The following is a 25,689-nucleotide window of genomic DNA, read 5'->3' on the forward strand; positions in this document are numbered from 1 at the left end:
CTGTACCGTATGACCATGTTCATCCTGTTTGAGATCACAACATATTGAAACACTGCCTCTTTTTGTTTTAATGGGTTCTAATTATCAAAAAGTAGGTGCAGGTAATTCTTCAATTTTCAAACGTAGTAAACTATACGGTTTTTGTCGCAGATCTTTTCCATAATGAAATCTTGCCTGTCTATGTAATTGGTTCACAATTACATATAAGTATTGATCCGGACCAATAGAAAACGTATCTGGCCATAAAATTCGGGGATCATGGGCGATGGTTTCCATAATTCCATTCGGCAATATCTTTCGAATACTATCGTTTTCATAATCTCCAGCATACACGTTTCCTTTGGCGTCCGTGACCATCCCATCCGATGCACCCTTCTCTCCCCAATAGTGCACAAGATCACTTAACTTGAAATCCGGTATCGTTCTGTCTCTTAATGATTCTGTTGAGATCGAGTATAGCTGGCGACTGGTTAACGGACAATAGAATAACATTTTTCCATCAGGGGAAATGGCTATACCATCAGAGGCCAACTGAAAGGGAGATGTCGAGCCATCTGCGTTTCGATTCATCAAAATTTTACCTTCCACTTTCGGTACAAAATACGGATCGGGTGAGGTCGAGCTTACTCCATGCAACCGCCTATACGCATTTCCGTTTTCTAAATTTACGACGATAATAGCGCCTGGACCATTGGAAGAAGAATCCGTTATATAGGCGAAACCTGCGTTACCTACACGAAAGTCAAACCGAACATCATTCAGATACGTTGTTGGCAGGACCACATCATCTGCAAATGTATATACTTTTGTTATTGTATTTGTTTCTAAATCTACTGCGACTAGTTTTGCCCCTCCTATAATTGGCTCAGAAAAATTTGGTGCAGCTGTGTCCAGTACCCACAGGGTTCCCCTTCCATCTGCAACAACACTTTGAACACTGATAAAGGAGATCGCGAGATTCAATGGGTTGATCAAATTCGTTTCTACATTAGGATAAGGCTGCAGCTGACCCTCAACAATTTCCGCTACCGTAAATCTAACGTCATCTCCCCATTTCGGAAAGCAAATAAAGATACGACCGCTTTCAGATACACTAACGCCTGTAGGCATAGCCCCGTAAAAGGAATGAACGAGTTCTAACTTACCAAAATATTCTTCCATAGGTAACATAGGCTGTATGATGTCCTCCTCAAACATAGTTGAATAGATATTACCTATAATTATGATCAAGACTTTTTCTAATGCCTGGCCCTTTAATCATTCTTTTTCAACCTCGATTTTGAAATTATCCGATTCCTATAAACACAAAAAACTTCGGCGTAAGCCGAAGCATGTTGACCGTAACTATGTGTGTTCTAGGAAAATTGCTTCCTCCGATCGTCAACGCAGCGTAAATTCTCATGCAGAGAGTATCGAAGAAAATACGGAATAGAAGTAAAAACTCTGCCAAGCTTATCAGTACTAGGACCGTTTTATTGTTGGTCCGGGAGACGTAATGCGTTTGCGGAAGTTTGCGCTTGATCTAAAAACTCATCTGCTCGGGTCAATTGCTGCCGGGCTTTTTCCAACGCTTGTGAATTTGTTGCATTAGATTCATTTAACGAGCTTATTGCCTGATTTAAAGCCGTAAACAGAAATAAGTATCGGATTAAGATTTTGTTTATATTCCTGCAACGGTCTGGGAATATATTGATCTTCCTCTTCCGCAATCCATTTTAGTATAAGATCAGATCCGTTGGAAAATCTAACGTTAATGAAAAAGGAGGTGATCATTTCTCCATGAACAAACCTACACTAGCGCCGCACGAATCGATGGAACTGCATGAAGCTTTAAACTTTAAAACGCTATGCATCGCTAAGTCAAAACTGATGCAAGGCCTGGTCTTTGACCAAGAGCTAAAAGCTTTAATGCAGAAAGACGTCACTGAGTCCATACAACAGATCGCCGAGCTGCAAGCCATTTACGCGAAAGCTCCTTTCCAAGCGTCTGTCCCGAGTAGTCCGACACCTATAATACATTAAGGGGAGCTCAAATGAATACCGATTATTTAGACCCGATTAACTCATTAAATATGCCGGAAATGGCAGATATGACTTTTGCCATGGACTTCCTTATTCGTGCCAAGGAAGGTGTGCGTAATTTGTCCATCGCCCTGACGGAAACGGCTTCACCAGATGTAAGAGCCCTGCTGCACACTCAGCTTAAACAAGGGATTGCTATGCACCAGGAAATCTCGGAGCTCATGATTCGCAAAAAGTGGTTCCATCCTTACGAGCTGAATGAACAGTACCAACTCGACCAGCTATCGGCGAATAATACGGTAATGATCGGGCAGATGAATCTGTTCCCGGGAGATACGTCGCGTAAAGGGATGTTTGATCGGACCCCAGATGAACATATTGGAGGACATAAAGCATGAAGGCGGTAACGTATCAAGGGGTTAAAAATGTCGTGGTCAAAGAGGTTCCGGATGCGAAGATTGAGAAACCGGACGATATGATCGTAAAGATCACCAGTACCGCCATTTGCGGTTCTGACCTTCATCTGATTCACGGGATGATCCCTAACCTTCAGGAGAACTATGTCATCGGACATGAGCCGATGGGGATCGTAGAAGAAGTAGGCCCTGGCGTGACCAACCTAAAAAAAGGCGACCGTGTAATCATCCCGTTTAACATCGCATGTGGAGAATGCTTTTATTGCAAAAATCAGCTGGAAAGCCAATGTGACAATTCCAACGAGAACGGAGATATGGGCGCATATTTCGGCTACTCGGGAACGACCGGCGGATATTCTGGCGGGCAAGCTGAGTATTTACGGGTTCCGTTTGCCAATTTCACCCACTTCAAAATTCCTGAGAACTGCGAACAACCGGACGAAAAGCTAAGCTTGATCGCTGATGCCATGACCACGGCATTCTGGAGTGTGGATAATGCCGGCGTAAAAAATGGAGATACGGTCATCGTTCTCGGATGTGGCCCAGTCGGACTCCTGGCCCAGAAATTCTGCTGGCTGAAAGGAGCAAAGCGGGTCATAGCCGTTGACTATGTCGATTACCGCTTGCAGCATGCGAAACGAACGAACAACGTCGAAATCGTAAACTTCGAACAAGATAAGAACATCGGCAATACTCTCAAGGAAATGACCAAAGGCGGAGCCGATGTTGTGATTGATGCAGTTGGCATGGACGGCAAGATGAGTGATCTTGAATTTTTAGCCAGCGGTTTGAAACTGCAAGGCGGCACTATGAGCGCATTTATCATTGCTTCACAGGCTGTCCGCAAAGGCGGCACCATCCAAGTCACTGGGGTATACGGTGGTCGTTATAACGGCTTCCCGCTCGGTGACATCATGCAGCGAAACGTGAATATCCGTTCCGGACAAGCTCCAGTTATTCACTATATGCCGTATATGTACGAGTTGGTTACGTCTGGCAAAGTGGACCCCGGCGACATTGTTACGCACGTCATTCCGCTCAGCGATGCCAAGCGGGGCTATGAAGTGTTCGATACAAAAACGGACAATTGTATTAAAGTCATCTTAAAGCCTTAAATATGGATAGATACTTGGGAGGACAATCCGAATGAATTCCAAATACGCATTGCATGAGGTGCTTGAGGTACATGAAATAGCTACATTCAAGACAGTTTGCCTGACTAAATCCCAGACCATGCAAGCTCTGGTAACCGATCCGGAACTCATGCAAATTCTGCAACAAGATGTGACAATATCACAACAGCAGCTTCAGGAGCTCGGTGAAGTGCTGTCTAAAGCGACTGTATAGGAGATAAAAAAATGAACCCAATATTAGAACGCATGTCAGGCCTTCATACGCTTACTGATGACGTAATCGCAATGGATTTATTGATAAACGCCAAGAGCGGAGTCAGAAATTACGCCATGGCTGTGACCGAATGTGCCACCCCCGAAATCAAGCAGATTTTGATGAAACAGCTCGATGAAGCTATAGTCTCTCACGAAAAGATATCAAATTACATGGTACAGCAAGGCTTATACCACCCCTACCATATTCCAGAGCAAATTCAGCTTGATCTGAAAAACATTCAAACGGCTATGAACATTCTGCCCTGACACCGTTTAACCACTGCCGGAGACTTCAGAGTGCATAGTGTACTGTGTCCATAATCCAGCAATGAAACAAGGGCGGATGTACTCCGCCCTTGTTTCTGCTGCGTCACGAAGCAAAACTTAAACTAGCGTTTCGTTCCTTTTCCTTCGTCGAACGCTTCGATTCAATTTTAAAGCAACTTAATTAACTCTTCTAACTCATCAACCAAAACTTTGGCAAGTTCAAAATTAGTCTCTTTTAAAGCCAATTCTATTTTCATTTCAACTGATTTTTTCTGTTGTTCCGTTTCCAGATAGTTTTCATCGAAATGACTCGTATATATCATCTCTCTAAATTCTTCAATACTCATTTTAGTAATCGTTTTGTCCTCAATAATCAAAACATAATCCATACCATTCACAACAGAATAGAAATCATGAGAAATCATGAGAATCGCACCTTTGTAGTCCTCAATAGCTTTTTCCAATGCGATTTGTGAATAGATGTCTAAATGGCTTGTCGGTTCATCAAGAAGCAACACGCCCGCTTGACTGGCAGCAACTTTAGCCAGTTGAAGCATGTTTTTTTCTCCACCAGATAAGGATTCTATCTTCTGATCAAGGATTTCTCCTTCGAAGCCATAGTCCAAAAGATGCGATCTAATCTCATCATACGTTTGAAACCCGGCATCAATAAAGTCGTTTAGTATGGTATTCGAATCCTTGAGCATTTCGCCTTGAAACTGAGATAAATAAGCCATTGTAGCATCAGCATGTATTCCAATGGAATCCTGATTATTTTGGAAGATTTCTCGGAGTAACGTCGTCTTCCCGGTACCATTTGGACCGATCAGGGCTACTTTATCAGTTGATTTGATCTCGAAATTCACATTTTCCAAAAGCAGCTCGTCAAATGAAACGCTATAATTATTGACTTTAACGACAACGGTGTCTTCGATTTCCTTATCGATACCAAAACGGATATTCGGCTGCTTAATATCGACAAACGGCTCTTTTATTCGACGTGCTTCCAATCTCTCTTGAAACTTGACTCTGGCTTTTAAAGCTCTGCCTCTTGAGGCTTCGGAATTATACGTGGCAATCTCTCTGAGATTGTCGATGATGTGATCGTATCTCTCAATCTCTTCAGCTTCAGCAACCGCGATTTCTTGCAGCTCGATCTTCGTCTGAAGTAGCGAGAAGTTGTACTCGATATATCGCCCGTCAAATTCTTGGATTTCCGTATTTTCAAGGTGTATAATTTTGTTGAAACAATGATTCAATAGATATCGGTTGTGCGTAACAACCAGCAGCATGCCCTTGTAGGAATTAATTAATTTTTTAAGCGAATTTAGGTTTTCAAAGTCCAAAAATACATCGGGTTCATCCATAATCATTAAGTCTGGACGATTAAGCATTTCCTTCATCACTTGGATAAGTTTGAATTCCCCACCACTCACGTCGGATATATTAAGATCTTTGAGCTTCATGAGGTTGGCCAGGTTTAGCTGCTTATTAATGGTGTTTTCGAAATTATCCCCATCCATCGCTTCGAATGCATCCAAAGCCGATTGAACCTTCTCCATCAGCGAATCCATGTCAGACGTGGTGGACATCTCCGCATACAGTGCTGTGATTTCATCTTGTATCTTAATAAATTCTTCTCCGATATATTCAAATACGGTTGTTTCTTTCGTTTTGTCGACTTGCGAGAACTGACTGACATACCCTATTCTGCATTCCGGGTCTATCTCTAACTTGCCCTCGAACAAATATCTTTCCGGATCTATCAGTATATCGACGAGTGTACTTTTCCCACTGCCACTTGTGCCTATAAAAGCGCAATGTTGTGCCTCTTCTAACGTAAATGAAACGTTGTTATATAGTTCTTTTTGGGGAAATGAGAAGGATAAGTTATCAACTTTTATCATAGTGTTACCTTTCTTTATAACCTTAATGGTGACTGTTATTAAATATATTATTGAACATAGACTTTCAGAGTAACACTGTTTACCAACTAGTTCAATCTATTTAACGATGTTCAGGAGTTGTTGCTCTTGAACCATAAGTTTTTTTTCATTTTAACTTCAGCAATAACGGGACCAAAATAGATACAAAAAGACTCCGCTCTCGAAGAGGAAGTCTTCACAAAATTCACCCATATTCATAAAAAGCTAATTTCATCTGTTTCCCAGTCACGTTTTTAAAATGTAATGACAATTTTACCTACAGCGTGGTGTGTTTCACTCAAAGCATGTGCATCATAAATCCCCTGTCTACTAAACGGGAATGTTGCCCCTACAATGGACTTTAACTTTTTGTCTTCCATCAGGTTAGCTATTTTCTGTAATTGCTCACCATCTGGCTGCAGCCAGATTCCCTTTGCTGATACGTGGTAAGACTTAGCCATATCATGATCGGGTTCACCAACAATAGTAATCAGTCTTCCGGTATTTGGTTTAAGCACTTTATAGCTGTTCTCAGCTACTACTCCACCCATCGTGTCAAATACTAAATCGATCTCTTTTAGAATCTCCTCAAATTTTTCCTTTTTGTAATCAATGACTTGATCTGCACCCAATGAATAGAGAAGCTCATGGTTTTTTTCACTTGCTGTTGTAATAACCTGAGCCCCGGCATACTTTGCTAATTGAATGGCATACATCCCTACTCCACCCGCACCAGCGTGAATAAGTACAGTTTCCCCTTCTTTTAAATGGCCATGAGTAAACAATGCCTGCCATGCCGTTAAACCAGCTAAAGGTACAGCAGCAGCCTCCTCATATGAGATGGAATCAGGTATCTTTGCCAGAAGATGCTCATCAACAGCTGTATATTCAGCATATGTACCGAAACGAGTGGTTTCAGGACGACTGAATACTCGATCCCCCACTTTCCACTTCGACACATTCGAACCAATTTCAGTAATGACTCCAGCCGCATCCCAACCTAAAATAATAGGGAATTCCCAATCAAACATTTGTTTTAAGTAACCCTCTCTTAATTTCCAATCAATTGGATTAATCGATGTAGCCTCAAGTTTTACAACCACTTGATTAGCTTCTGCCCTTGGTTTATCCACTTCCTGCTCAACTAACGCATCTTTATTTCCATATTGATTAATCACAACTGCTTTCATTTTTTGAACACTCCTCTAAGCTAATAGCATATTACGTACATTCCCGTTTATTTATTTGTATCCAATCACTACCTATTCATAAATATTGATCTTTGGTCTTGCTTATTCTTCAACAACCAATACAAAATTATACAAATAATCCAATTGAATGTTTAACTAAGGATCGAGCTTCGATACTGAAGCGAGAAGGAAAACAGGCTGTAAGATTTTAGTCAGTCTATTCCAAATACGGATCACCCACTCTGAAAAGTGGAAAAATCCAACCTAACTGCTTTTCTACCATTCTAGAAACATGTCTACAAACGAAAAAATACCTGCCCCCTCCCGGGCAGGTATTAAAGGTGAATCGTATGAATGGCTTACCAATGTCGAGCACTATATCTTAGTCCAGAAGGCTGTAGATCTGAATGCTCTCTACCTTGGCATCCTTGATATGAAACGACATCACATCCACATAGTTGGACGGCTCGTAACGGAAGTCATCCTCCTCATCAGGGGCTCCATCACCAAGCAGTTTCCCCTCAGGGTAGGCGTTTTTGAGTGTATCCAGGCTATCTCCTGCTTTGATGTTACGTACTGTTGCGTACTTAGGATCTGTAATTTCGATATGAAAAATGGAGTCTTGTTTTCCCTCCGGTATACTGATTGTTTTAATTTCCAGACCAGGATACGTATAAACTTTTTCTGTAAAACCGATTAACGTATCCATGTTTGTTCCATCGTCGGCAGTGTACGTATGGGATTTCAGGTTATCCGGTTTGCCCAGCATCTGTTCCATCTGATCTTCATTCGCTGTGTCCGAAATTGCGATGGTGTGCTCATTATAGACAAAAGCAAGTTCCTTCAGCACCACATTGCCATCCTTCTCCATCGAACCTTCCTTAATCGCTTCACCACTCTGTTCTTCGGAATTTTCTGAAGCAGGCGCAGTAGAATTCGATGCTCCTTCACCTTTGGCCTGTTCGTTCTGCGTCGCCTCTGGCGACTTGGCACCACTAGACTGACAGCCCGTCATTGCTAATGCTACCGTTAGTAAAATACTCAGCAGGGTAACAGCTCCAGCTTTGTTTATCATTTTCATCATGATCCCTCCATAAATGTGTGATTTGTTCTTATGAAGTGATTATAAAAAAAGCATTTGTTAGTCTCATAACAGAAATGTACCAATCTTGTAACGTTACCTAAATAGGCTTGGGTTTAGATGCAGGTCTACACACGAGGCAAAACAATCGTAACGGTCGTTCCTTCCCCGATCCGACTTTCCATGTCGATATATCCATTAAACCGCTCTACAATCTCCTTGCAAATCGAGAGTCCAAGACCTGAACCGTTCGCTGTGCTTGCATTTTTCGCCCGGTAAAAGCGTTCCTGCACTCTCTCCAGCTCATCGCTCGCGATGCCGATTCCTTGATCACGTATCCGAATAACGATCTCGCTTGGCATCTGTTCCATCTCTACATTAATCTGTGAGTGATTGCCTGAGTATTTGATAGCGTTGTCCACAAGGTTGGCGATTGCATGGGACATTAACATAGGATTGATGTTGGCATAAACTTTTGTTGTACCCTCATCATCCGGTTCTCCCTGTGCTTTACTAACCATAATCTTGATCCCTTTATCCTTAGCCTTCGCTTCCATATTCATTACCACTTGCTGAATCAGTTCGTTCATTTCCGTTTTCCGGGCTTCCAGTTCGTTAGAACCAGCCTTGTCGAAGCGGGATAGCAGCAACAGTTCATTAATCAAGCGTGTCAACCGATCCGATTCCTGCAGCAGATGACCATAGATTTTTTGCAGCTCCTTGTTCTCATTCTCCCCTTCAACCAAGTATTGAGAGAAACCACGAATGGCTGCCAAGGGTGTTTTTAACTCGTGAGATACGTTAGAGACAAATTGTTTCTGGTACTGAATGTAATCATGAAGCTGACGCCCCATGGAATCCAGCCCATCTGCCAGCATACCCAGTTCATCCTTCCGGTTTAGATGAACTGTTCGAAAATCTTGTCTAGAGAAACTTTGCACTGCGCCAAGCAGCAGCTTAATCGGCTTGGTTGTGTTTCGGGCAATCCACAGACTGGCTAACGTAATCAGCACAATGAAACCGCCCGCACCAGCAAATAGGATATAACGGATTTGATCCATAATCGCATAAAAGTACGAAATGTCGTCCACGAACTCATACACATAAGCGTTTTCGTAATATTGATTCTGAATGGGCGTGGCAAAATAAAGCTGATGATTCTCTGTTACGGTGTAGGCATAACTGCCGCTTAGCGCTTTCTCAATATTTTTTTCAAAAATAAGAGGTTTGCCATCATTTATGATGATGCCATCCACAGCGAGGCCCAGCAGCTGCTTGGTGCTATCATAGATCCGTACTTCCTTGCCTGAAGCTTTCAGCTTCTCCAGAGCAAGTCTGACGATTTCCTTTGTCTGCGGCTCTCCTGACGATGATCTATGCTCTGCCAACACCTCACGGAAGGACAACTCGGACAGATCCGCCTTCTCCATCATCTGTTTTTCAATAGTAATGAAACTGTAATAATCAATGGCTTTATTCACCGCAAAAATGATGATGCCAAAGGACAATACGGAAAAAAATAAATAATTCAGCAATAGCCGGGTTGCATATTTCAGGCCTCGCCACCTCCAAGTTGATAGCCAAATCCATAGATCGTCCTGACATACTTCGGTTCGTCCGCGTTATCCTCCAGCTTCTTCCGTAATCGCATGATGGTCATATCCACACTGCGACTGTCTCCCATAAAATCATATCCCCAGCCGATCTGCAGCAGCTCATCCCGGGTAAAGATTTTGTCCGGCCTTTTGAGTAACGTTTCCAGAATTTTAAACTCTTTGGCCGTTAAAGACACGGGTACACCGTTCTTCAGCACCCTTCGGCTTTCCAGATCAAATGTCAGCTCTTCATGAATGATGCGTGTAGATTTCACCTCAGTTCCTTCACTGGATTCCTCCTTGCTCTCGTTTCTTCTCAGAATCACCTTGATCCGAGCGAGCAATTCACGATTGTCAAAGGGCTTGGTCATGTAATCTTCCGCCCCCAGCTCAAGTCCGAGCACCTTGTCGATTACCTCATTTTTGGCCGAGAGCATGATCACAGGAACGGCACGTTTCCCGGTAATTTCCTTGCACAGGTCATATCCGGAGCAGTCAGGCAGCATCAAGTCAAGCACCACCAGGTCCGGCTCAAAAGAATCCAGCAGCTGCAGGGCTATCTTTCCGTTTTCTGCCGTTTGAACTACGTAGTTTTCTCTTCTTAGTACGAGCTCAATTAAATCTCTGATGGCAACTTCATCGTCAATGACAAGTATTTTCTTCAATGTGCACCCCTTCTAGCCTTGTTCCCAGCTTGAATCATCATTTACCCTCATCTTAGCACAGACACTTTAGATTCCTCCACCAACTGGAAGATGAGGTATATTCCACTGAGCCCAACATAACTTGTAACAAACCCGAAGAAAGGAGAACAACACAATGGATCTGCTCTGGGTACTCATTGTTGGTGGACTTATTGGCTGGTTAAGCGGCAACTTGATTGGGCGTGACGTACCGGGCGGTGTACTTGGGAACATCATTGCGGGTTTTATCGGTTCCTGGTTAGGAACAGAATTGCTGGGACCAAGGGGTCCGGTGATTGGCGGATTTCATATTATTCCAGCCATCGTTGGCTCGATTATTGCCCTGCTCATCTTCTTCGCTCTGGCACGCGGCGGAGCCTTCCGAAGACGTTAACGAAGAGCGACGAAAACCGATACCGTCGTTTATTAGAATTTATTAATATGCTGCCACGGCATATAGGTACAAGATCAATATTAAAGGACCGAAAGCATTCATCGATGGAAGATGAATATTTTCGGTCTTTTTTTGGAGCCAAATTGCACTCGTTCGTCTCTGAATAAGTTCAGCGAAACGTTCAAATAATGAATCCAATACATAAATTAAACGCGAAACCATCGTCGGAACCTCAAGTTTCCTCCAGAAATAGATGACAAAAGCCCAAGCTTTGGCTTGGGCTTTTGCATTTGGATGTGAAGACAAACTATATTACAACATCTAGGTTTGTTTATTCTGATATGCATGCATTACCGTTCGGAATTGATCTAACGCTTCCTGATATTTCAGCCTATCCTTATCATTGGAGGCAAGCTCTTTTCGCATCATTAGATCATCCTGTAGTCGTTTCACTAACTCTGTAATTTGATCTTTCGGACTTGAATTGGCAGGTTTAGGGAAAGATTCTGTACCCGTCTGTACTGAAAGTTCTCCCTTACTATCGATCTGACCAATATACACTTGGTCCAATGTCAAATTAAGTTTGCGGAGTTCCTTTCGTACCCATTCTTCTTTCAGTTCTGCTGTTTTTAACACATCTGACAAGATATGTCCGTCCATAATGATTGTTTTCGGTTCTTCTTCAGATGAGATATGGTAACCTAATATATCTGCGGTGAGTGGTTGATACTCCTTTTTTAGCATGACACTGATATCTCCGCTCTGTTCCATGACTGCAAACTCAACATCAGCAACTCGAAACACATCTTTCTTACGAAGCTGCTCCAGAAATTCATCGATCGTCAATCGCTCTTTCTCTAATGCTTTTTCATTTACAGTCCCATCTTCGATGAGAATCGTTGATCTCCCATCCAAGATGTCCCGGACCTTTTTACTTTTCATCGTTAAATATTCCGCTCCCGTAGACACGACTACCCATACGGATAATGCGATGAAACCTAAGTACCAAGTGGTATCCGTGTCCAATGATATATACCCTACCAGGTTCCCTAAAGTAATCCCTGTTATATACTCAAACAAGGATAATTGAGAAATTTGACGCTTGCCTAAAATTTTTGTGATTATAAACAGAATTGTAACGGCAGATAACGTTCGAAATACAACCTCTAACCATTCTGGCACGCTGATGTTCCTTTCCTGTAAACGTTGTGTAATAAGTCTTTCTCTAAAGGTTAGAATTACCACGATTATCATACGGTATACAAGCAAGTCCTTAGGCTTCTCTTTATACATTAATTATTAAGTTTGTTTAATCGCATGTTTACTCGCTTGCGAACTGTATTAATTCCCATATAAAGTCTCTGTTCGTCGTTTTTATATCACCGTGTGCCATATGCTACTTTCATAAATTAGTATTTAAGGTAGATAGAATGCTTGAGAAGATTTTGAAAATCAGGACACATGTGCAGTCATAGGACATGTTGGTTGCGATATTTACAAAAATCCTGTGCAAATGATTAAACCTGTCAAATAATAATCATCATTTACCTTTAAATTAAAGAGGAGCTTTTTCTAACAAAAGCTCCTCTACTTTTTCTGCCTAAAACACGAGTTGAATAACTACAAATTTGCTTGCATTAATAAATCCTCAAGCGTCAATCTTCCAATAACCTCATACCCTCTGTTATTTCCCAGCGGTTTAATTACTACCGTCCCCATACATGGGATGTCACCTAGCCCAATACCGGATGGAAAAGAGTGAGCTATTATAACCCTATTTGAATGATTAGGTGGTACTTGTTCAACTTCATTGGTAAAGGCCTGAAGTATTTTTTGTTTATCTTCAGCACCCATGTTCTTGCTAAGATCATATATTTTCAACCAAAATGGTTTAACAGTTACAACTTGTGTACCGAATGCAGCTTCGGCAGTTTGAACAGTTCTACATAGTGGACCTGATTCTACCGGAAGCGTAACTGGTATATTGAGTTTTCGAATGGCTTCACCATATTTATTTGCTTGCTCTTTACCTCTAACACTCAAGTTCCTTTGGGTGGAACAATCCATCAGACTAAATCCGGGTTGATCCTCTCCTACATTCGCCTCACCATGACGAACATAAAGAATATACCCTCCTGTACGGAGTTCATTTATAAGTGAACTTGCATCTTCAGAGGAGGGGGAAGCATACGCTGGTGAAACCAACATACATAGACAGAGTAACGATATAAACAAACGATACATTTCTTATCCACCTTTTTCTTCATACCGTCTCCATTCCTAGTTCAATTTATACAAAATAAAAGAAAGATTTGGTTTGGACTTCCTTATGGAATATACAAGGATACTGTTTGGGGAATTATTCTTGACGAACAAAAACATGCAGATAAATACAATAATTTGATAACTTTTAACTTGTCGAGATGAAACACATCAACAAATCATAAAGATAAAGAAATAAAATAGATTTTTGTGGAAAAAGCAAGAAGAGCAGCTTTTTTGGTCTAAAGCTGCCCTTCATGTTCTCCTGGTGAGATCACAACCTCCTGGAGGGGACTGCAAAGTCATATACCCCTTATAAGGAGACCCACATAACTGTTTTTTTAAGCTTTGTTAAGCTCCAGACTACTTAAAAATTGTTTAACAAAAACATCACCATATATCTTCTTCATATGTAACGTATTGAAAATATACTGTTCCATATGCTCAAGCTTGCGCAGACTGCGTACCAATACTTTCCGTTCATCGTCAGAAAGATTGGCGTCATTGTCAATTTTCGTCATCGCTTTTTTCACACGTGAGGCTACCTGTTCAACATACAGATGATCTCGGGATTTTGGCGCAATACATTGCGTCAGATCATAGTTCACAAAACGAACACCGTCGAGGATGCACAATGATCAATCGTACTACCTGCGAAAAATCTCGCATTGGTAAGATCGCAGGAATCAAACACAAGCTGATTCAGATTACAGTTCCAAAATATAGGTGAACCAACATTTGAGTTTTTTATGGTCGCTCCGCTTATCATTACTTGCTCATACCTGACAATATCAGAAAATACTTCGTTGTCTATTGATATACCAGACTCGAGTCTCCTCATCCCTCTCACCCTTTCATTGTTTCCTTCAGAATCTCTTATCATTAAAAATACACTATACTTTCAAATGTTTCTCCTAAAAGTGATGATTCCCTCATAGATTTTTCAAGTTATATCTATATAACTAAAACACGAAATTCTCAATCCACCCACTCAGTTTAACAGGCAATTATCGATAATATATTATTTTGGCAGGATCAAAACAAACCGACGGGTGTTTCAACATAAGGCGATTTGTTTTATTTTATCAACAGCTGGCATTCCGAAATATTACATGCTGGACTAGTACATACTAAGGAAAAGTTGGATGAAGCTTACATAACGGAGGTCTCTTCATGGTATTTACAATCACAATTATCATCGTTGCCCTATTTGCAATATGGGGAGCCGTCGCTCCTGATCAGCTGGCTGATGCGGCTAACGTAGCCTACAACTTCTCTATTCAGAATTTTGGCTGGTTTTATTTGCTGGCGACACTGTTTTTCCTGATCTTCGCTTTTTATCTGGCATTCAGCCGATTTGGCAGTATTAGGCTGGGGGATGACGATGATGAACCGGAATATTCTACGGTTTCATGGCTGTCCATGCTGTTTAGCGCTGGTATGGGTATCGGGCTGGTTTTCTGGGGAGTTGCTGAACCGCTGTCCCACTATTTATCTGCACCGGAAGGAGCGGTACCCGAAACAACGCAAGCCGCAAGACTTTCCATGCGTTATTCCTTTTTCCACTGGGGTTTGCATCCTTGGGCTATCTATACCGTTATCGGCTTAGCACTCGCCTATTTCCAGTTTCGGAAAGGCTACAAGGGGCTGATCAGTTCTACCTTTATTCCTTTGATCGGTGAGCGTCTTGCTGCAGGCTGGCTTGGCAAGGTCATTGATATTCTGGCCGTCATTTCCACCATCTTCGGAGTTGCAACCTCGCTTGGTTTGGGTGCACTTCAGATCGGTGGGGGGCTAAATTACTTATTCGGTATTCCCAACTCAACGCTGTCCCAGGTTGTCATCATCGCCATTGTAACGGTATTGTTTTTAATCTCGGCAACCTCCGGTCTGGATAAAGGAATTAAGATTTTGAGCAACACCAACCTCGTTATAGCTGTGCTATTAATGTTGTTTGTTTTGGTGACTGGGCCGACTTCTTTTATATTTGACACATTCACGACCACCTTGGGCAGTTACCTGCAGAATATTATTAACATGAGTTTGAGACTAACGCCGTTCTCCAGAGAAACCTGGATTGGAACCTGGACGTTATTCTACTGGGCATGGTGGATCTCGTGGGCTCCTTTTGTTGGCACGTTTATCGCAAGGGTATCCAAAGGAAGAACCATTAAGGAATTTGTAATTTACGTTATGGTTATTCCAAGCCTTTTCGGATTTATCTGGTTCTCTGTCTTTGGGGGAACAGGACTTCAGTTGGAATTGTTCAACGCCACTCATCTGGCGGAAGCAGTCAAAGAAGATACAACAACCGCTCTATTCCTTATGCTGGAGCAGTTGCCTTTAGGCACGATTACAGCATTCGTTGCTACTCTTTTGATCATGATCTTCTTTATTACGTCTGCGGATTCGGCTACCTTTGTGCTCGGCATGCTGACTTCAGATGGCAAGTTGGACCCGAGTACAAGAGTGAAATTAACCTGGGGAATCTTGCAATCCGCCATCGCGGTAGTCCTGCTAATCAGCGGGGGATTAAACGGCCTCCAGACGGCCTCCATTGTGGCCGCATTGCCGTTCGCTGTTGTCCTTATCGGCATGTGTGTCTCCCTACTTAAAGCTCTGCAAGCTGAGGACAGAGAACGCCGCCAAAAGGAAAAACGACAGCGCCATAAACTGAAACGATTACTGGAGGAACAGGAACTCGCAAAATGAAATTCCCTGCAGATAATCATTACTTGATCTATATTGAGAAGGCACCTGCCTATAGGCGGGTGCCTTTTGTTTTGCCTGCCTACATTTACATCATCAACCTTCTATTGGTTATCAACGAATGTATAGAATACATAACGATTCATGAGCTCGATTTGGGTAGAGTTTATATCATAGTAAGCTAATTGGTGCATTCTTCCCGAATATTTCAATATGATTTGACATGTGAATCAATTATCGATATCGTGTGAATGAGTTCACACTTCATATTAAGGAGTACTCTATGCCAAAAAAATCTTTCTTTCGTTTAGATGAAGCAAGGCGCGAAGAGATATCTAATAGCGCTATGCATCTTTTTGTTGATAATCTTTACGAGGATATAACGATGAAGATGGTTTTGGATCGTTTGTCCATGCACCCCGGAACATTCTATCGATATTTTGAAGACAAAGATGACCTTTATTGTCACTTAATACGTAATGTGACCCAGAAAAGAGCTTTGTATTTTAATAACACGAATGAAGACTCCCTTTACCGGTTTTTCCTTACTGGCTTACTTGATAATGTTAATGGCATGATGACCGAGCCATTGAATGAGTTGGAAATCAAGCTCACTGAAACAGTACTCTACATTCCCCAGGACATTTTGCTTAAAGTCTATCTGGACGTGCTAAAGGGAGAGTCATTCCCCATCATCAAGAACATTTTACGCCGAATGAGGGTTGATGGGTCTCTCCGACCTGATATTGACGACGACCTAATTTCTTTTATGTTTGAGTCCATGCAGTTTAATCTTGTCATGTTTTTTCGAGAGTTCGATATTAAGGACTCTAAGCTGCAACTTAAGATTAGCAAGTACTTTGCTGACTTTATGGGTCATGGGTTGCTCGAAGATCAGAAATATTCTGAAATGGTTAGCGATCTCAAGGAAGCCAAGGAATAGAACTGTATCACTCGAAGATAGGATGTATCGCTCACCGTTTTGATAAGTACTTATAGCGCAATATATGTATTTCACATTCACCACTTTATTAATTAAGGGGGAATACGAAAATGAAAACGTATGACGCATTTCCAGAACCCATTGGCAGCTATACTGTCGGTCGAACCCAGATGGATTTTGAGTACACAGCATCCGACCACTCAAAAAGAGAACTGACGGCGTTTGTGTACTATCCGTCCGATAGTAACGAAGGTAAGACGACATCAACGTACATGTTTCCTGAAGTATACGAGATGTTGAATGAGCAGCCCCTTCTCGTTGCGTTGAAGGATGCTTACTCTATCGATATCCAGACCCAGTGTTACGACGACATTGCTCTCTCCGGGAAGGAAAAGCGCTATCCGGTATTATTCTATGTTTGCGGCGGGGGAGGTTCTCCAGAATGGGGTACCGTGATCTGTACAGACTTGGCAAGCATGGGATATGTAGTGGTAAGCATCGGCCATCAGAATAGCACGATGTATAAGTGTAAAGATGGGCGCCTGTTTAATGTATCAAAGGATTTTTCGGATGTCATTATGGCGTTTTCTGAAGATCCGGAGATGGTGGAGTTGGCTGGTAAAATGGAGATGCGGCCTGACGATGAAACTGCCATTGAGATGTGCCAAAACGTGCTTACACTACCGATACTATCCAAGTTAACAGAGTATAGCGAATTACAGGCAGAAGATATAAGGTATGTAGCCGATTATCTTTACAAACTGGACGCTGGAGAGCTGAATTCCATCTTTAAGGGCAGATTATGGCTTAACATCGGCATGGGCATAGTCGGACATTCTTATGGAGGGCCTACAACGGCGATTGTTTGCCGGGACGACGAACGGTTCGCCTGCGGAATTGGCTTGGATAGCGGTGCGTTTGGCCTTCAGGGCAGCGACCTTAAGAAACCCTTCTTGCTACTATTTTGTGAACCTAACTATAATATGAACGCGATAATTGGCGCTAACAATAGCATGGAAACCTATTATTTCTCTGTTGATCATGCTTCTCATTTAGATTACTGCGACATCGTGTTTACCAGTGTTAATGAGGAACTCAGAGGTGAACGGGATGTTATGGAGATGCGAAATCTTGTAACAGACTATACGAAGAACTTTTTTGATCATTACATACTGCAGAAGGCTGCAAGTGTGGAAAGCCTGGCATACGATGGCGTGGACTTGGTCAAGAAGACCAGCAACAAGTGATATAACCGAGGGGCAGCTAACAAACGCATGACAGAGAACTAGCCCTACACACACAGAGCCAATAACCTAATTACACGGTTATCGGCTCTCTCATATTTCGGGCATTGTTTTCAATTTGAGTTCTATCTCTATCTTAGCTTGGTATCATCCCTTTTATGTCCTTCGCTACCTCATTGCCTTCAGCCGAAATATTAAACATCTTCTGTCTGTGGATCTTGGGATTGGTGTGGTAATGGGTCCTTGAATCATGCTCAACTTGTACTGTCTTAAAAATGACTATGTAATTCCTTAAAAACAACCTGTTGATAGCGAAGTGGGCAGCCCCCAAATGGCTGTAAATCATTTTCCAGTAAAATACAATTAGACGAGATAAAGCAAGGTCATGTATGGTGATTACACAACTAAAAATACTGAGGAGTAATTTCACACTATGATCAATCGATTCGTTAGCCTATTTTCCATTCCTTCGTATGCCTTACTCTTTATGTGTATGGCATTACAGGGAATGGGCATTTCGCTCAGCACCCCCTTTTTATCAATTTATTTCACAGAAAAGCTTGGCGTATCTATTGGCATGTTTGGTCTTTATCTAGCCGTTACACTAATTGCAGGAATATGGATCAGTACGCTAATCGGGAGACGTTCTGACCTTGGCTTGAATCGAAAGGGCGTTTATCTTTTCTCTACACTCGCTAATGTCCTGGCCTTTAGTGGATATTTGTTCATTCATGATTTTCCGATTTTGTTCATTTACATGACTGTGTTTACTGCCCTTGGTGCACCAGGGATGCCCCAGTTGTTCGCTATTTCCAGAGAAGCAGTGATAAAGAGTCAATTTACGGAGCGTGCGTTTGCTAATTCTACCTTGCGTTCTGCTTTCTCTCTCGGCTTTATTACAGGTCCTTTAATCGGCACATTATTGCTCGCTGCTATTGGATTTAAGGGGATCTTTTTAGGTACGATCGGAGCCTTCCTACTTGTTGCTCTGCTTGTTTTCCTGTTTCTCAAATCAAACACAGAAATGAAGAGCAATCATGCTGAAGTGAAAATAAAAAGTTTCCGGCTGGCTCAAAACCCAGATATTTTACTTCCTTTTCTAATTCTGATACTCATGTATACCGCTCATTGGATGAGCAGCATAAACACGGCTCTCTTTATTACAAACAATCTTGGGGGAACGACAAGGGATGTCGGTTTAGTCAGCAGTATATGTGCTGCGCTGGAAATTCCTTTTATGATTGTACTCGGTCTACTTAGTGCAAAATATAGTAACCGAATTTTGGTGTTTTGCGGGGCTATTTTCGGAGGAGCTTATTATTTCGTTATCCTTATTTCGAACGCGATGTGGCATATGCTTGCAGCACAAATTTTGCTCGCTGTTTTTGTCGCCGTCATCTCTGCGATTGGAATTAGCTACATTCAGGACCTGCTGCCCAAAATGCCAGGATATGCTTCCACGCTATATTCCAATTCATCCACAATCGGCAGACTGCTTGGTAGTCTTGTTGGTGGTGGAGTAGCCAGCATTGTGGGTTACCGATACTCATTTATCTTCTGCTTTATACTTATCATCATTGCTGTAATTATGCTTGCGATAAGTGGACGACACCCTGCAGATGAACCGCAAATTTCAACCTAACTACTACGCCGATTCAACGGGGTAATTTAGATATTTGAGTTTTTCACCCATAATAGTAGTGAGTATTCAAACCTAAATACCTCCTCTGTAAAATTAACTGGCTTAATGTAAATAGTAGAAAGGCTTGGGCAATTTTCACCCAAGCCTTTCTTCATTTCTTTTTTTATAAGGATTCTAGCAGTTCTTTAATCTCTGAATGCAAATTTAGCGTGTTGAGGATGATTTGAAGTGCTTCAGTCCGAGTAGCCTTACCTTTAGGATCAAACACCCCGAATTCCTTACCTTCAATGATACCAATCTCAGCGGCTTTTTTAATTTCGTTAGCTGCATAGGATACATCAATATCTTTAAATTCTACAGAAGATGGGTTACTTTTAACCAAACTCATGTTTACGACACGAGACAAAATGACCACCATCTCTTGACGTGAGATTGTATTGTTTGGTCTAAACGTATCATCTCCATATCCTTTCAATACACCTGCAGAAGTTAATTTATGAATATTTTCTGATCCCCAATATCCATTAAGATCTTTCAAGTGTTCTGTATTTGTTCCTGCTGTTACTACAAAGATTCGATCGATTAGTGCAGCAAACTCGCCGCGAGTAATGCTATTGTTTGGTTTTGATGTACCATCTTCGTAACCTTTCAATACTCCTAATTTAGAGAAGATCGTAAGTGTTTTTTCACCCCAATGACCTTGAATATCCACCATACCGGATTTCCCTTCTGGATGTGTAGCGTACTTTTGGACCATTGAACTGATGTTCGACACCACATTACTGTCTGCCTCTACCACTTCAGGTCTAAATATATCATTATTATTTGACGCTGGACTCGTGGTCCCTGGATCTTCTGTTACTGGTGTTGTAGGAACAGGAGTACTTGGTTTCGTATTCCCGCTACTAGTACTACCACCACTGCTATTTCCACCTGTGTTCCCAGGATTGGTTGGAGTTGTTGCTACCTGCCGAGTTATCGTTAATGTATAAGTCTTTGTCAAACCACCATGGGTCGTGACTACAACAGTTACGGTGTTTTTACCTACACTAAGTTCCACTGGTTTTGCAACACCAGAGTTCACTATCTGCCCGTCAATCGTCAAGGTTGCATGTGTATCTTCAAGCGCAGCTGTAATAGGTAAAGTCGACACATTATTGTTGACAGTTATACTGTAGTTTTCTTCTGCAGATGAGAAAGATGGACTGAGATTTTTTGTACCTGCCTTAAGCTCAGTTAAATAATTGGATACAACATATATGGTACGTGTTTTTTCTTGAGAAGCGCGGTTCTCAGAATCAGAAACGTTATACTTGATTTGGTATGTTCCATATTCTGTTTCTGCCTCGGTACGTGTTACGATCACATTCTCAGTGAGATCTTGACCTTCCACATTTGCTGCGCTATATCCAGGTTCAATGAACTGCTGGCCTTTGAGCAGATATATTGTTGTGTCTCCCAATAGACTAATGGATGGAGAAAGATCATTAATCTCAAAAGTAACTTCAGCTGTTGCACTATTAAATCCATCTGAAACGGTATACTTGAACTTAGCTAAACCTGTAAAACCAGGGTCAGGAATAAATTCAATATATCCTTCTCTAATGGAAGCTGTTCCACCCACTAGTTCACTTACATTAGTAATAGTAAGGGTCTGTGTAACCTGTTCGTTTGGACTTCCAACGGAATCATTACCTGTAAGATCTGTAAATAATATGGTGACCTTATCTTTCCCTTTCGGTATAGAAGGCAGGACATCATCTGTAGCGATAGGCAAATGATTGTCTTCTGGAGCAGTTAGAGCAGAGATCGTGACCTTGATAGGACGACTGGTTGCTGTTGAAGTCTTATTACCTGTTTGACTATCGTCTGTATTCGTTACAGTGACGTAATAATATGATGTACTGGGTTGTTCGGTCGAAACAGTGTAGTTATCTTGAGTTGCCCCGAAAATTGGAGTTCCCTCAACGGTACTATTTGAATCATTTTCATACCACTGATAGCTGAGCAGCCCAGTCCCGTTAGCATTCACCATTAGGTTGACTGGATCATTAACATTGACGTTTTGATCGCTAGATTCAAGAAGAATAAGTGGTGCTGGTGCGTTGCTTAGTTCATTAACGACTACTTTTGCAACACGGCTAGTCACGCTAGATGCATTCATTCCCGTTTTTGAAGAGTCAACGTTGGTGACTACTACGTAGTAGTATGTCGTTCCAAGTTCAAATGTGGGGACTACAAGCGTGCTTCCCGTTTCACCCGTTAGAGCCATCCCACCTATTTCGGAAGAATCTTCGCTTTGGTACCACTGATAACTTATTGAACCGCTTCCTACCGCATCTACTTTCAATACTACAGGCTCATTGATGCTTACCGTTTGATCCGTTGGCTCTGTGTTAAGCGTGGGTGCCTCTGCATCTGTCAAATCATCAACCGTTACCTTGGCGATAGAGCTCGTCTGTGTTGCCACGATCTGCCCCGTTTTGGTGCTATCCGTATTGGTTACCACGGCGAAGTAATACGTAGTTCCAGCCATCATCGTCGGTACTGTAAGCGTGTTACTTGTCTCGCCTACCAGCATCGTTGCACCATGAGTAAGGTTTGTATCATTGCTGTACCACTGGTAACTCACCGTACCACTTGCATTCGCTGAGATGTTTAATTCTGCCGAATCTCCAACATTTACTGTCCGGTCTATTGGTTGTGTGGTTATTGAAGGTGCCTCAGCATTGGTGAGTGCTGCGTTGATGGTCACTTTTCCGTCAATAACCGTTTTCTTCATTTCTTCCAGTTGCACATTAGTAAAAGTGAGATGTCCAGGATCCTCTTGATTGCTTACTGTAATAGGCACATCGCCTGCAGCGGCATTCTCTTTAATCTTAAAAGAGATCTTGAACAAAGTGTCCCCTTCTTTTAAAGCATGATCACCACCCTCTGCATCAACCCAGCAAACCTTTAACCAGCCTTCCAGGTCGTTCTGTAAAGTGGAGAACGTATCTCCAGACAAGCCGGTGATTTTCTCGACCGCAAGTGCATTGGAATCAAAATCAAGCTGCATCCCATAAGCTGCGGTTGATCCATTAGCTTCGAGAATGGAAACTGGCACTTCAACGGTCTCACCCGGTGCTCCAGTTACCGTGCCAACTTTAACATGAATAACTTCCTGAACCCTTACGCTCCCAGAGGTTAGCGATGCAAAATCCGTCCAAGTTTGATCGTCATCACTATAATGACCGGATTCGATCTGTATTTTGGCGTCACCTGATCCCGCTTTTTCTTTTATCTTAAATTGAATATCAAACACTTCTTGCTTACTTGAGATGAAGGAAAGATCTCCAAAGTAGGCTGCAGAAACAATAATCCGTCCCAATGAACTATCATCTTTAGTAAATTTTAGAGCTCTCGCTTTATCTGTTACGGTAACGAGCTGAAGACGGTTTTCATCGTAATTTACATTAGTATCATATGCAATCAAATCTTCATCACCAGGATCTACCGTTACCCTGACTGTAACCATATCGCCAGGAGCATAAGAAGTTCCGTCCACCTCAACAGCTAGCGAAGGGGTAGTTGAAGCAGCGGCTTCAACAACAGATCGGAAAGGAACGAGAAGTAAGCATACGATCGTAAATAACGAAACTATCTTACCTAACGCGCTACCATGAAGGCGCTGTATCATTTTCCGGTTCCTCCTAAGTAAATCGCCATAATCATTTGTACATCCACATTATCCAAAATCCCGTTATTGTCCATGTCTAACGCTTTGAATTGATCAGCTGTCAAGGTAATCTTTCCTTTCATATGTTGCGTAATCATCAGAGCATCTGCGGGAGTGATTAGGCCATCACCGTTTGCGTCACCTTTTAGTATCTGTTTAGCATTCACCGTTTGTTTAACCATAAAGGTGGTATCGGCCATGTGATCTGCACTAACGGTAACTGTTCCACTGTACGTTCCAGATGGCAAATGATCTTTTACCCTTACTGTAAACGAGGTCGCGAGCGTTCCGTCATCCAGCGTTGTTACAGATGGCCCAGTGATTACGAAATGAATAGCTTGATCTCCACTTATTAACACAGTTACATTCGTCAAATCTCCTGTACCTGTACGGGTAATGGGAATCGTCTTCGTTTCTTGGGTACCAGGTAAGTATCCTTCTAATAAGTTCGAAAGTGTTTCATCTTCCATTGAGCTGATCTTATAGGTCAATGCAGCCCACTGTGCATAAAGTTTCACTTCAGCAGTGCCCATGATGAAGGTATCTGCCCCTTTGTAAACACCGCCATTACCTAGTGCATCGGTACTCCAACCCATAAATCGATAGCCTTCACGCTCCATATTCCCCGTATTATGTAATACAGTGACAACATGGCCTTCCGGATAACGATTACTGTCGACAGGAACAGTGCCCATCGTTCCTCCATTACTATCATATAAGACGGAGTAGGACTTCACATATGGACGAAGTCGCGGATAATCGTCACCTTCATTAATCATCCATATCGAATTAAAGTCCCAATCAACAAAGGTTGTTTTGCTTTTCATCTCTGCTGTAGTCTTCGGTTCGCCCTTTCCAGTGTCGGATTGATTAGCTACTTCTGTGTCGTAGTAACTGTTCGTGATGATCCCGTAGCCTTCGGTACCCAACAGTCCGCCATTATTACTTCCGGTTGTGGGCACTTGAACAGCTGCATAACTATTCACTATATCGCCTTGATAAAAACTACCTACTAAACCACCAAATAGCGTGCTATTCGCGTTTCCTGTTATTTGTCCAGTGGCGTAACTATTTAAAATTTTTCCAAAGTCAGATCTACCGACTAATCCACCAATTTCAGGAAAGCGCCCTCCTTCAGAAGTGATATTTCCCGTGGCATAACTCTGCTCGATATTTCCGCCTCCAGAGCCAATAAGACCACCGAGGTTTGTCCCTTCTATTGAGAACACATTGCCCGTTGCATAACTGTACTCTATAAGGTTCGAATTACTTCCACCAATCAAACCGCCAAGAGAAGAGCTATTCAGATTGGTGCCTCGTATATCACCGCTAGCATGGCTGTTCGTGACACCGCCGCCCCAATCGATATAACCAATTAAGCCTCCAAGATTGCCACCAGTACCTGTGACATTACCGCTAGAAGAGTTGTCAGCCATGGCTGTCCAGCTGCTGTATTTACCAATTAAACCGCCCAAGTTCTGGTATCCGTCAACCGTTACGTTTGCCGAACTCCCATTAACAACAGCTGAGGAGTAAGCCACTTCCCCTACCAGCCCTCCGGTTTGGCGATATCCTTTTACTGTGCCGCTTGCACTACTATTTTCTATTTTTCCAAAATTGATTCTACCTACTAAACTACCAACATAATCATATCCAACTATGTTTACTCCAGTTAGATGGACATTGCGAATTTGAGCAGATTCAACATATCCAAACAAGCCGACATCGGATAGATAAGAACGATTAATGGTTAATCCATTGATCGTATGACCATCTCCATCTAATCCACCGCTAAAAACAGCACTTTTTGTTCCAATCGGTGTCCAATCGGAATAGCTTGATAGGTCAATATCTTTACCCAGTTTATAGTAAGATCTCATCGATTTACGTATATCATTGAGTTGTGTAGCCGTTGTAATGATATAAGGGTCTGATGCTGTACCGGAACCTGAAGATGCTGCCTCCACTTCATTCGACAACCACACGAAGGAAGAAAGCATTACACCCATTACAAGTACAACAGTAAGAAAAATGGATATTTTTCTTGTGATTTTTCTAATCATTCATATTGCTCTCCTCTTTGCTCTTCATTTACCACACAAAATTGGTATCCTTTTGCAAGATACCCAAGCCACCTCCGCTCAAATTGCTGACTACATGCTAGAATGAGAACCTGATTTTTACCATCTGTTAACATTCCATCCATGTTT

The 25,689-nt window shown here is 42.1% G+C and carries 21 protein-coding genes; 10 read left to right on the top strand and 11 right to left on the bottom strand.

The window, feature by feature from the left end:
• Positions 1-84: 84 nt before the first annotated feature.
• Positions 85-1,197 carry an L-dopachrome tautomerase-related protein gene (locus MHB82_RS16090; RefSeq protein WP_341175259.1) on the bottom strand — a complete coding sequence of 371 codons (1,113 nt, stop codon included), beginning with the start codon at positions 1,195-1,197 and terminating at the stop codon, positions 85-87.
• A gap of 582 nt (positions 1,198-1,779) precedes the next feature.
• Between MHB82_RS16090 and MHB82_RS16095 the strand changes: the two genes are divergently transcribed.
• Genes MHB82_RS16095 through MHB82_RS16115 form a run of 5 tightly spaced genes read left to right on the top strand, consistent with a single transcriptional unit; the run spans position 1,780 to position 4,093 of the window.
• Entirely contained in the window at positions 1,780-2,022 is a 243-nt protein-coding gene (locus MHB82_RS16095; RefSeq protein ID WP_341175260.1) for a spore gernimation protein GerQ, read from the top strand.
• Positions 2,023-2,033: 11 nt separating this feature from the next.
• Entirely contained in the window at positions 2,034-2,420 is a 387-nt protein-coding gene (locus MHB82_RS16100) for a spore coat protein (protein WP_095357838.1), read from the top strand.
• A complete protein-coding gene (locus MHB82_RS16105; protein WP_341175261.1) occupies positions 2,417-3,553 on the top strand; it encodes a zinc-dependent alcohol dehydrogenase in 1,137 nt (378 codons plus the stop codon). Before MHB82_RS16100 ends, MHB82_RS16105 begins: the two co-directional genes overlap by 4 nt.
• 31 nt (positions 3,554-3,584) lie before the next feature.
• A complete protein-coding gene (locus tag MHB82_RS16110; RefSeq protein WP_095357836.1) occupies positions 3,585-3,785 on the top strand; it encodes a hypothetical protein in 201 nt (66 codons plus the stop codon).
• A gap of 11 nt (positions 3,786-3,796) precedes the next feature.
• A complete protein-coding gene (locus MHB82_RS16115) occupies positions 3,797-4,093 on the top strand; it encodes a spore coat protein (RefSeq protein WP_341175262.1) in 297 nt (98 codons plus the stop codon).
• Between the two features lie 167 nt (positions 4,094-4,260).
• Here the strand turns inward: MHB82_RS16115 and MHB82_RS16120 are convergent, their stop codons facing one another.
• From MHB82_RS16120 to MHB82_RS16140, 5 genes are all read right to left on the bottom strand, one after another.
• Positions 4,261-6,000, bottom strand: coding sequence for an ABC-F family ATP-binding cassette domain-containing protein (locus MHB82_RS16120; RefSeq protein WP_110757746.1), 1,740 nt, complete (start codon positions 5,998-6,000; stop codon positions 4,261-4,263).
• Between the two features lie 272 nt (positions 6,001-6,272).
• Complete coding sequence (locus MHB82_RS16125; protein ID WP_341175263.1) at positions 6,273-7,208, bottom strand: NADP-dependent oxidoreductase; 936 nt, start codon at positions 7,206-7,208, stop codon at positions 6,273-6,275.
• A 382-nt stretch (positions 7,209-7,590) separates the two neighbouring features.
• The gene (locus MHB82_RS16130) at positions 7,591-8,289 is read right to left on the bottom strand and encodes a hypothetical protein (protein ID WP_095357832.1); all 699 of its coding nucleotides are present in this window, start codon (positions 8,287-8,289) and stop codon (positions 7,591-7,593) included.
• 128 nt (positions 8,290-8,417) lie between these two features.
• Positions 8,418-9,824, bottom strand: coding sequence for a sensor histidine kinase (locus MHB82_RS16135; RefSeq protein ID WP_341175264.1), 1,407 nt, complete (start codon positions 9,822-9,824; stop codon positions 8,418-8,420).
• Between the two features lie 17 nt (positions 9,825-9,841).
• Positions 9,842-10,549, bottom strand: a complete 708-nt coding sequence (locus MHB82_RS16140) for a response regulator transcription factor (RefSeq protein WP_110757756.1) — start codon at positions 10,547-10,549, stop codon at positions 9,842-9,844.
• 154 nt (positions 10,550-10,703) lie between these two features.
• Here MHB82_RS16140 and MHB82_RS16145 point away from each other — a divergent pair, with 154 nt between their 5' ends.
• Complete coding sequence (locus MHB82_RS16145) at positions 10,704-10,961, top strand: GlsB/YeaQ/YmgE family stress response membrane protein (protein ID WP_024630063.1); 258 nt, start codon at positions 10,704-10,706, stop codon at positions 10,959-10,961.
• Positions 10,962-11,282: 321 nt separating this feature from the next.
• Here the strand turns inward: MHB82_RS16145 and MHB82_RS16150 are convergent, their stop codons facing one another.
• The 3 genes from MHB82_RS16150 to MHB82_RS16160 form a co-directional block, all read right to left on the bottom strand.
• The gene (locus MHB82_RS16150) at positions 11,283-12,215 is read right to left on the bottom strand and encodes a DUF421 domain-containing protein (RefSeq protein ID WP_341175265.1); all 933 of its coding nucleotides are present in this window, start codon (positions 12,213-12,215) and stop codon (positions 11,283-11,285) included.
• Positions 12,216-12,581: 366 nt separating this feature from the next.
• Positions 12,582-13,205, bottom strand: a complete 624-nt coding sequence (locus tag MHB82_RS16155) for a histidine phosphatase family protein (protein WP_341175266.1) — start codon at positions 13,203-13,205, stop codon at positions 12,582-12,584.
• A 359-nt stretch (positions 13,206-13,564) separates the two neighbouring features.
• Positions 13,565-13,831 (bottom strand): hypothetical protein, encoded by a 267-nt coding sequence (locus tag MHB82_RS16160; RefSeq protein WP_341175267.1) that lies wholly within the window; start codon positions 13,829-13,831, stop codon positions 13,565-13,567.
• Positions 13,832-14,396: 565 nt separating this feature from the next.
• Between MHB82_RS16160 and MHB82_RS16165 the strand changes: the two genes are divergently transcribed.
• From MHB82_RS16165 to MHB82_RS16180, 4 genes are all read left to right on the top strand, one after another.
• Complete coding sequence (locus MHB82_RS16165) at positions 14,397-15,935, top strand: glycine betaine uptake BCCT transporter (protein WP_341175268.1); 1,539 nt, start codon at positions 14,397-14,399, stop codon at positions 15,933-15,935.
• Between the two features lie 280 nt (positions 15,936-16,215).
• Complete coding sequence (locus MHB82_RS16170) at positions 16,216-16,875, top strand: TetR/AcrR family transcriptional regulator (RefSeq protein ID WP_341175269.1); 660 nt, start codon at positions 16,216-16,218, stop codon at positions 16,873-16,875.
• 110 nt (positions 16,876-16,985) lie between these two features.
• Positions 16,986-18,122: an alpha/beta hydrolase gene (locus MHB82_RS16175; RefSeq protein WP_341175270.1), complete on the top strand. Its 1,137-nt coding sequence runs from the start codon at positions 16,986-16,988 to the stop codon at positions 18,120-18,122.
• 430 nt (positions 18,123-18,552) lie between these two features.
• On the top strand, positions 18,553-19,761 hold the full coding sequence (locus MHB82_RS16180; protein WP_341175271.1) for a sugar efflux transporter: 1,209 nt from the start codon (positions 18,553-18,555) through the stop codon (positions 19,759-19,761).
• 163 nt (positions 19,762-19,924) lie between these two features.
• Here the strand turns inward: MHB82_RS16180 and MHB82_RS16185 are convergent, their stop codons facing one another.
• Together MHB82_RS16185 and MHB82_RS16190 are read right to left on the bottom strand one after the other, a co-directional pair.
• Complete coding sequence (locus tag MHB82_RS16185; RefSeq protein WP_341175272.1) at positions 19,925-23,440, bottom strand: S-layer homology domain-containing protein; 3,516 nt, start codon at positions 23,438-23,440, stop codon at positions 19,925-19,927.
• Positions 23,437-25,542 (bottom strand): GLUG motif-containing protein, encoded by a 2,106-nt coding sequence (locus MHB82_RS16190; RefSeq protein WP_341175273.1) that lies wholly within the window; start codon positions 25,540-25,542, stop codon positions 23,437-23,439. The genes MHB82_RS16185 and MHB82_RS16190 overlap by 4 nt, the downstream gene beginning before the upstream one ends.
• Positions 25,543-25,689 lie beyond the last annotated feature (147 nt).

The sequence above is a fragment of the Paenibacillus sp. FSL K6-2862 genome (assembly GCF_038005125.1).
Lineage (GTDB): Bacteria > Bacillota > Bacilli > Paenibacillales > Paenibacillaceae > Paenibacillus > Paenibacillus illinoisensis_A.

Coding starts and splice junctions, on each gene's coding strand:
- MHB82_RS16170 (WP_341175269.1), top strand. CDS start 16,216: ATGCCAAAAAAATCTTTCTTTCGTTTAGATGAAGCAAGGCGCGAAGAG.
- MHB82_RS16115 (WP_341175262.1), top strand. CDS start 3,797: ATGAACCCAATATTAGAACGCATGTCAGGCCTTCATACGCTTACTGAT.
- MHB82_RS16175 (WP_341175270.1), top strand. CDS start 16,986: ATGAAAACGTATGACGCATTTCCAGAACCCATTGGCAGCTATACTGTC.
- MHB82_RS16100 (WP_095357838.1), top strand. CDS start 2,034: ATGAATACCGATTATTTAGACCCGATTAACTCATTAAATATGCCGGAA.
- MHB82_RS16165 (WP_341175268.1), top strand. CDS start 14,397: ATGGTATTTACAATCACAATTATCATCGTTGCCCTATTTGCAATATGG.
- MHB82_RS16130 (WP_095357832.1), bottom strand. CDS start 8,289: ATGAAAATGATAAACAAAGCTGGAGCTGTTACCCTGCTGAGTATTTTA.
- MHB82_RS16180 (WP_341175271.1), top strand. CDS start 18,553: ATGATCAATCGATTCGTTAGCCTATTTTCCATTCCTTCGTATGCCTTA.
- MHB82_RS16125 (WP_341175263.1), bottom strand. CDS start 7,208: ATGAAAGCAGTTGTGATTAATCAATATGGAAATAAAGATGCGTTAGTT.
- MHB82_RS16110 (WP_095357836.1), top strand. CDS start 3,585: ATGAATTCCAAATACGCATTGCATGAGGTGCTTGAGGTACATGAAATA.
- MHB82_RS16120 (WP_110757746.1), bottom strand. CDS start 6,000: ATGATAAAAGTTGATAACTTATCCTTCTCATTTCCCCAAAAAGAACTA.
- MHB82_RS16095 (WP_341175260.1), top strand. CDS start 1,780: ATGAACAAACCTACACTAGCGCCGCACGAATCGATGGAACTGCATGAA.
- MHB82_RS16090 (WP_341175259.1), bottom strand. CDS start 1,197: ATGTTTGAGGAGGACATCATACAGCCTATGTTACCTATGGAAGAATAT.
- MHB82_RS16145 (WP_024630063.1), top strand. CDS start 10,704: ATGGATCTGCTCTGGGTACTCATTGTTGGTGGACTTATTGGCTGGTTA.
- MHB82_RS16105 (WP_341175261.1), top strand. CDS start 2,417: ATGAAGGCGGTAACGTATCAAGGGGTTAAAAATGTCGTGGTCAAAGAG.
- MHB82_RS16185 (WP_341175272.1), bottom strand. CDS start 23,440: ATGATACAGCGCCTTCATGGTAGCGCGTTAGGTAAGATAGTTTCGTTA.
- MHB82_RS16190 (WP_341175273.1), bottom strand. CDS start 25,542: ATGATTAGAAAAATCACAAGAAAAATATCCATTTTTCTTACTGTTGTA.
- MHB82_RS16150 (WP_341175265.1), bottom strand. CDS start 12,215: ATGATAATCGTGGTAATTCTAACCTTTAGAGAAAGACTTATTACACAA.
- MHB82_RS16155 (WP_341175266.1), bottom strand. CDS start 13,205: ATGTATCGTTTGTTTATATCGTTACTCTGTCTATGTATGTTGGTTTCA.